At 30.5% G+C, this 6,350-nt stretch carries 9 protein-coding genes and 1 pseudogene; 5 read left to right on the top strand and 5 right to left on the bottom strand.

Annotated features, from left to right (window positions below; all coding sequences use genetic code 11):
• The first annotated feature begins 223 nt into the window (after positions 1-223).
• The 4 genes from DY249_RS00055 (at position 224) to DY249_RS00040 (ending at position 1,811) form a co-directional block, all read left to right on the top strand.
• Entirely contained in the window at positions 224-448 is a 225-nt protein-coding gene (locus DY249_RS00055) for a hypothetical protein (RefSeq protein WP_115594760.1), read from the top strand.
• The gene (locus tag DY249_RS09385) at positions 429-593 is read left to right on the top strand and encodes an ATP-binding cassette domain-containing protein (RefSeq protein WP_115594759.1); all 165 of its coding nucleotides are present in this window, start codon (positions 429-431) and stop codon (positions 591-593) included. Before DY249_RS00055 ends, DY249_RS09385 begins: the two co-directional genes overlap by 20 nt.
• The gene (locus DY249_RS00045) at positions 515-928 is read left to right on the top strand and encodes an ATP-binding cassette domain-containing protein (RefSeq protein ID WP_115594758.1); all 414 of its coding nucleotides are present in this window, start codon (positions 515-517) and stop codon (positions 926-928) included. The genes DY249_RS09385 and DY249_RS00045 overlap by 79 nt, the downstream gene beginning before the upstream one ends.
• 61 nt (positions 929-989) lie before the next feature.
• Positions 990-1,811 carry a CPBP family intramembrane glutamic endopeptidase gene (locus DY249_RS00040; protein ID WP_115594757.1) on the top strand — a complete coding sequence of 274 codons (822 nt, stop codon included), beginning with the start codon at positions 990-992 and terminating at the stop codon, positions 1,809-1,811.
• Positions 1,812-1,832: 21 nt separating this feature from the next.
• Here the strand turns inward: DY249_RS00040 and thiH (DY249_RS00035) are convergent, their stop codons facing one another.
• Positions 1,833-2,993: a 2-iminoacetate synthase ThiH gene (gene thiH / locus DY249_RS00035; RefSeq protein WP_172540035.1), complete on the bottom strand. Its 1,161-nt coding sequence runs from the start codon at positions 2,991-2,993 to the stop codon at positions 1,833-1,835.
• Between the two features lie 117 nt (positions 2,994-3,110).
• On the bottom strand, positions 3,111-3,272 hold the full coding sequence (locus DY249_RS09470) for a hypothetical protein (protein ID WP_425450974.1): 162 nt from the start codon (positions 3,270-3,272) through the stop codon (positions 3,111-3,113).
• A gap of 193 nt (positions 3,273-3,465) precedes the next feature.
• Between DY249_RS09470 and thiH (DY249_RS00020) the strand changes: the two genes are divergently transcribed.
• Positions 3,466-4,626, top strand: coding sequence for a 2-iminoacetate synthase ThiH (thiH, locus tag DY249_RS00020; protein WP_172540035.1), 1,161 nt, complete (start codon positions 3,466-3,468; stop codon positions 4,624-4,626).
• A gap of 21 nt (positions 4,627-4,647) precedes the next feature.
• On the opposite strand, the gene DY249_RS00015 is transcribed toward thiH (DY249_RS00020), so the two are convergent.
• The 3 genes and pseudogenes from DY249_RS00015 to DY249_RS09115 form a co-directional block, all read right to left on the bottom strand.
• Entirely contained in the window at positions 4,648-5,268 is a 621-nt protein-coding gene (locus DY249_RS00015) for a CPBP family intramembrane glutamic endopeptidase (protein ID WP_218565040.1), read from the bottom strand.
• A gap of 378 nt (positions 5,269-5,646) precedes the next feature.
• The gene (locus DY249_RS00010) at positions 5,647-6,033 is read right to left on the bottom strand and encodes an ATP-binding cassette domain-containing protein (protein ID WP_172540034.1); all 387 of its coding nucleotides are present in this window, start codon (positions 6,031-6,033) and stop codon (positions 5,647-5,649) included.
• 55 nt (positions 6,034-6,088) lie between these two features.
• Positions 6,089-6,350 (bottom strand): annotated as a pseudogene (locus tag DY249_RS09115) (hypothetical protein); the annotation flags it as partial.

The following is a 6,350-nucleotide window of genomic DNA, read 5'->3' as shown; positions in this document are numbered from 1 at the left end:
GATAATACATCTGGAGCAGATAAAAAGAAGAACTGAGTCAAAACACACTATTTCTAATAATTCTTATGATGATTATGTCAAAAAAAGAGAAAATTTTATAGAGACAGAGATAATAAAGCTAATAAAGATAGGGAAGAATCGATAAGAAATTAGGAAGGTACAAAAAAGTTCATGATTCTGTTGAGCATAACTTAAGATCTACTAAAATGATGTGGAAGGTAGGTTGCTTAAAGAAAAAATGCATACAGTAAAATCTATAGGCAGACGACTAGTGAAAGAAGAAGCAAATCTTACAGAAAAACCTGATTATGAAGAAGCTATTGATATATTTTTTGATGAAGATATCAAAGTGGCTAATGGTAAGCAAATATTAGATTTTAAACTTGATGAGTTAAAGGCTAGCGATAAAATATTAGCTAAAAATAGATTTGAAAGTAATTGGCCCTGAGAAAATATGTATAGTAGGAAAAAATGGTGCAGGCAAAAGCACTTTATTAAAAAAGATAAAAAATGAATGCCAATCATTGAACTTAAAGATAGGCTATATGCCCAATCTTATTTCGAATTTGAAAAAACTGACACAAATGCTATAGAATATCTATCTGATTCTTTTACAAAAGATGAGCAAACGAAAGCTTCAAATCTTTTAGGAAGCTTAAATTTTAAAAGAGAAGAAATGTTTAGAAATATAGCTGATTTATCAGGAGGACAAAAGGCAAAACTATTTTTTGCAAAGATGAATCTAGATAAGGCAGAAGTTTTAATCTTAGATGAGCCAACCAGAAACCTATCACCCCTATCTAAACCTGAGATAATAGGAGCTCTAAATAATTATAAGGGAGTAATAATTGCAGTTTCCCACGATAGGGAATTTATATACCAAGTTTTTGATAAGATTTATAATTTAACTTGCCAGGGATTGAAATAAATACTAGAAATATTAATATATTGGAATTTTACATTAATTAAATTAAAAGTATAATCATGATATGGGAAAATTAATTAAAACTACTTTTAAAATATTAATATTTTTTGTGTCTTGGATAGCGATATCTGTATTAATTCCAATACCTGAGGGTATTTCTGATGTATGGTGGAGATTTATAGCTGAATTAGTTCCTTTTTTAGCTATAGTAATTCTTACATATGTATTTAATAGTTTTGAGAAAGATCGATTATCTATAATGTATTTTGAAAAACCATCCAAACAAACTTTATCAGGAATATTGCTAGGCTTAATATGGTTTTTTATACCATTCTTATTGCTTAATAGTCTAGGATATTTGGAAATAACTGACAAAAATTATATAAATATGTTAAGCATTTGGATAGTTTCTGCATTTATAAATACTATTATGCAGGAGTTTTTGGTTCGCGGATATATTTATCAATTATTAAAGAGAGAATATAATATTATAGTTGCGACAATTGTTAGCACTTTATTATTTACTTTTATGCACGGAGGAGCATTTGAAGCAGGTCCTATCGCAGTTGTAAATGTCCTTACTATGTCTTTACTAATGACTATTATTTTAGAATACACTAATTCATTATTAATGCCTATAATCATGCATTTTATATGGAATGTTATGGGCGGCATAATATTTGGCACAGTATCCTTAGCAGAAGATTATCCTCATTTATATAATATAAAAATAATTGGAAATCAGCTCGTATCTGGTGGTAGTTTTAAAATGGAAGGTAGTATATTCGTATGTATCGTTAATATAATCATGATTATGATAATATATTATCTTTATAAGAGAAAAAATAAGCAGACAGATATAAATAAAATAGCTCCCATATCCTAAAATGGACTGGGAGCTTATTTTTTATAAATCAATATAATCAGAATATATTGCTGTCATTCCTATTTCTTTTAAGTCACTTACTACATCATCTGTGCTTCTTTTATCATCTATTTCAAATTGGCTATCGCCGCCATTTTCGCTTTTTTTGGCTCTATGTCCTATTGAGGTGTCTACTGATGCTGAGACCTTTGTTGCTGCGTATTTTACTGCTAGATTTCTAAAGTCTCTTGACTCCCTAGTGGATAGGGTGATGGATGCATATGGTAAAAATATTCTAATTGCTAGTAGGATTTGGAAAAATTTCTTATCATCTACTATATTTTCAAAAATCAAAGTCTCATCTGCTCCGTGTGTTGGTCTTATTCTTGGTAGAGAAATAGCTATTTCTGCTTGTGGATATTTTTTTTGAATTAGGCTTGCATGCACTCCTAATTTGAAGGCTTCTTCTATAGGATCTCCTAAGCCAAAAAGTGTTCCAAAACCTACTCCACGCATACCGCCCATCAAAGCTCTTTCTTGAGTGTTTATCCTGTAAGAAAAAGATCTCTTATGTCCTGCTGGATGATAAAAATCATAATACTTTTTATTATAAGATTCTTGGAAAACTGTTACAAAATCTGCTCCAGCTTGTCTTAATTTTTTGTAATCTGCTACATTTGTAGGATATATTTCTATACCTATTACTTTAAAATATTTTTTTGCTATTTCACAAGCCTTTGCTATATAATCGATTGATGAAAATTTCTCACTTTCTCCTGTAAGAATTAATACGTCTTCTATGCCAGTAGCAGCCAATGCCTTCATCTCTGCTTCTATTTCCTCATAAGTCAGCTTTGCTCTTTTAATATCACTTTGTGCTCTAAAGCCACAATATTTGCATGAATTTTCGCAGTAATTTGCTATATAAATTGGGGAAAACAAGCTAACATTATTACCAAAATATCTTATTCTTTTATCATAGGCTTTTTCTGCCATGATTTCTAAATATTCGTCTGGATCTATTTTTAAAATGTTATAAAAATCTTGGTAGGATATACTTTCTGCTTGTAATGATGCTGATATACTCGCCTTATCAACTTCTCTATTTTTCACCTCATTGTATATAGTTTCGATTTTTTCTTCTATATCTGAATCGATTATATCCATTCCTGGAAAATAATCTTCTACACTTTTAATATTCATATTAATCAAAAAGTCCCTTAATGGGCTAGATGGATCTGCCCCTTGATTTAGAATTCTACCTGGTTTTGATAAATAGCGAGTCTGCAGCTTCAATTCCCAATTTGAATGCTTCTGCCATCAAAGTAATATTACCAGCACTGGCAATTCCAGTATTTGCCATAATTGCAGCAGCTCCATTTCCATTGCTTCTGCTGCTTGGGATGGTGTTCCTATTCCTGCATCAACTATAATGTAAATATTTCCATATATAGTTGATGCAGGAATAGGAACACATCCCAAGCAGCAGAAGCAATGGAAATGGAGCTGCTGCAATTATGGCAAATACTGGAATTGCCAGTGCTGTAATATTACTTTGATGGCAGAAGCATTCAATTGGGATGAAGCTGGCAGACTCGCTTATTTATCAAACCAGGTAGAATTCTAAATCAAGGGGCAGATCCATCTAGCCCATTAAGGGACTTTTTTGATTAATATGAATATTAAAAGTGTAGAAGATTATTTTCCAGGAATGGATATAATCGATTCAGATATAGAAGAAAAAATCGAAACTATATACAATGAGGTGAAAAATAGAGAAGTTGATAAGGCGAGTATATCAGCATCATTACAAGCAGAAAGTATATCCTACCAAGATTTTTATAACATTTTAAAAATAGATCCAGACGAATATTTAGAAATCATGGCAGAAAAAGCCTATGATAAAAGAATAAGATATTTTGGTAATAATGTTAGCTTGTTTTCCCCAATTTATATAGCAAATTACTGCGAAAATTCATGCAAATATTGTGGCTTTAGAGCACAAAGTGATATTAAAAGAGCAAAGCTGACTTATGAGGAAATAGAAGCAGAGATGAAGGCATTGGCTGCTACTGGCATAGAAGACGTATTAATTCTTACAGGAGAAAGTGAGAAATTTTCATCAATCGATTATATAGCAAAGGCTTGTGAAATAGCAAAAAAATATTTTAAAGTAATAGGTATAGAAATATATCCTACAAATGTAGCAGATTACAAAAAATTAAGACAAGCTGGAGCAGATTTTGTAACAGTTTTCCAAGAATCTTATAATAAAAAGTATTATGATTTTTATCATCCAGCAGGACATAAGAGATCTTTTTCTTACAGGATAAACACTCAAGAAAGAGCTTTGATGGGCGGTATGCGTGGAGTAGGTTTTGGAACACTTTTTGGCTTAGGAGATCCTATAGAAGAAGCCTTCAAATTAGGAGTGCATGCAAGCCTAATTCAAAAAAAATATCCACAAGCAGAAATAGCTATTTCTCTACCAAGAATAAGACCAACACACGGAGCAGATGAGACTTTGATTTTTGAAAATATAGTAGATGATAAGAAATTTTTCCAAATCCTACTAGCAATTAGAATATTTTTACCATATGCATCCATCACCCTATCCACTAGGGAGTCAAGAGACTTTAGAAATCTAGCAGTAAAATACGCAGCAACAAAGGTCTCAGCATCAGTAGACACCTCAATAGGACATAGAGCCAAAAAAAGCGAAAATGGCGGCGATAGCCAATTTGAAATAGATGATAAAAGAAGCACAGATGATGTAGTAAGTGACTTAAAAGAAATAGGAATGACAGCAATATATTCTGATTATATTGATTTATAAAAAATAAGCTCCCAGTCCATTTTAGGATATGGGAGCTATTTTATTTATATCTGTCTGCTTATTTTTTCTCTTATAAAGATAATATATTATCATAATCATGATTATATTAACGATACATACGAATATACTACCTTCCATTTTAAAACTACCACCAGATACGAGCTGATTTCCAATTATTTTTATATTATATAAATGAGGATAATCTTCTGCTAAGGATACTGTGCCAAATATTATGCCGCCCATAACATTCCATATAAAATGCATGATTATAGGCATTAATAATGAATTAGTGTATTCTAAAATAATAGTCATTAGTAAAGACATAGTAAGGACATTTACAACTGCGATAGGACCTGCTTCAAATGCTCCTCCGTGCATAAAAGTAAATAATAAAGTGCTAACAATTGTCGCAACTATAATATTATATTCTCTCTTTAATAATTGATAAATATATCCGCGAACCAAAAACTCCTGCATAATAGTATTTATAAATGCAGAAACTATCCAAATGCTTAACATATTTATATAATTTTTGTCAGTTATTTCCAAATATCCTAGACTATTAAGCAATAAGAATGGTATAAAAAACCATATTAAGCCTAGCAATATTCCTGATAAAGTTTGTTTGGATGGTTTTTTCAAAATACATTATAGATAATCGATCTTTCTCAAAACTATTAAATACATATGTAAGAATTACTATAGCTAAAAAAGGAACTAATTCAGCTATAAATCTCCACCATACATCAGAAATACCCTCAGGTATTGGAATTAATACAGATATCGCTATCCAAGACACAAAAAATATTAATATTTTAAAAGTAGTTTTAATTAATTTTCCCATATCATGATTATACTTTTTAATTTAATTAATGTAAAATTCCAATATATTAATATTTTCTAGTATTTATTTCAATCCCTGGCAAGTTAAATTATAAATCTTATCAAAAACTTGGTATATAAATTCCCTATCGTGGGAAACTGCAATTATTACTCCCTTATAATTATTTAGAGCTCCTATTATCTCAGGTTTAGATAGGGTGATAGGTTTCTGGTTGGCTCATCTAAGATTAAAACTTCTGCCTTATCTAGATTCATCTTTGCAAAAAATAGTTTTGCCTTTTGTCCTCCTGATAAATCAGCTATATTTCTAAACATTTCTTCTCTTTTAAAATTTAAGCTTCCTAAAAGATTTGAAGCTTTCGTTTGCTCATCTTTTGTAAAAGAATCAGATAGATATTCTATAGCATTTGTGTCAGTTTTTTCAAATTCGAAATAAGATTGGGGCATATAGCCTATCTTTAAGTTCAATGATTGGCATTCATTTTTTATCTTTTTTAATAAAGTGCTTTTGCCTGCACCATTTTTTCCTACTATACATATTTTCTCAGGGCCAATTACTTTCAAATCTATATTTTTAGCTAATATTTTATCGCTAGCCTTTACTCATCAAGTTTAAAATCTAATATTTGCTTACCATTAGCCACTTTGATATCTTCATCAAAAATATATCAATAGCTTCTTCATAATCAGGTTTTTCTGTAAGATTTGCTTCTTCTTTCACTAGTCGTCTGCCTATAGATTTTACTGTATGCATTTTTTCTTTAAGCAACCTACCTTCCACATCATTTTTAGTAGATCTTAAGTTATGCTCAACAGAATCATGAACTTTTTTGTACCTTCCTAATTTCTTATCGAATTCTTCCCTATCTTTATTAGCTTTA

Source organism: Anaerococcus octavius (assembly GCF_900445265.1).
Lineage (GTDB): Bacteria > Bacillota > Clostridia > Tissierellales > Peptoniphilaceae > Anaerococcus > Anaerococcus octavius.
This window is presented reverse-complemented; position numbering and strand designations above follow the sequence as displayed.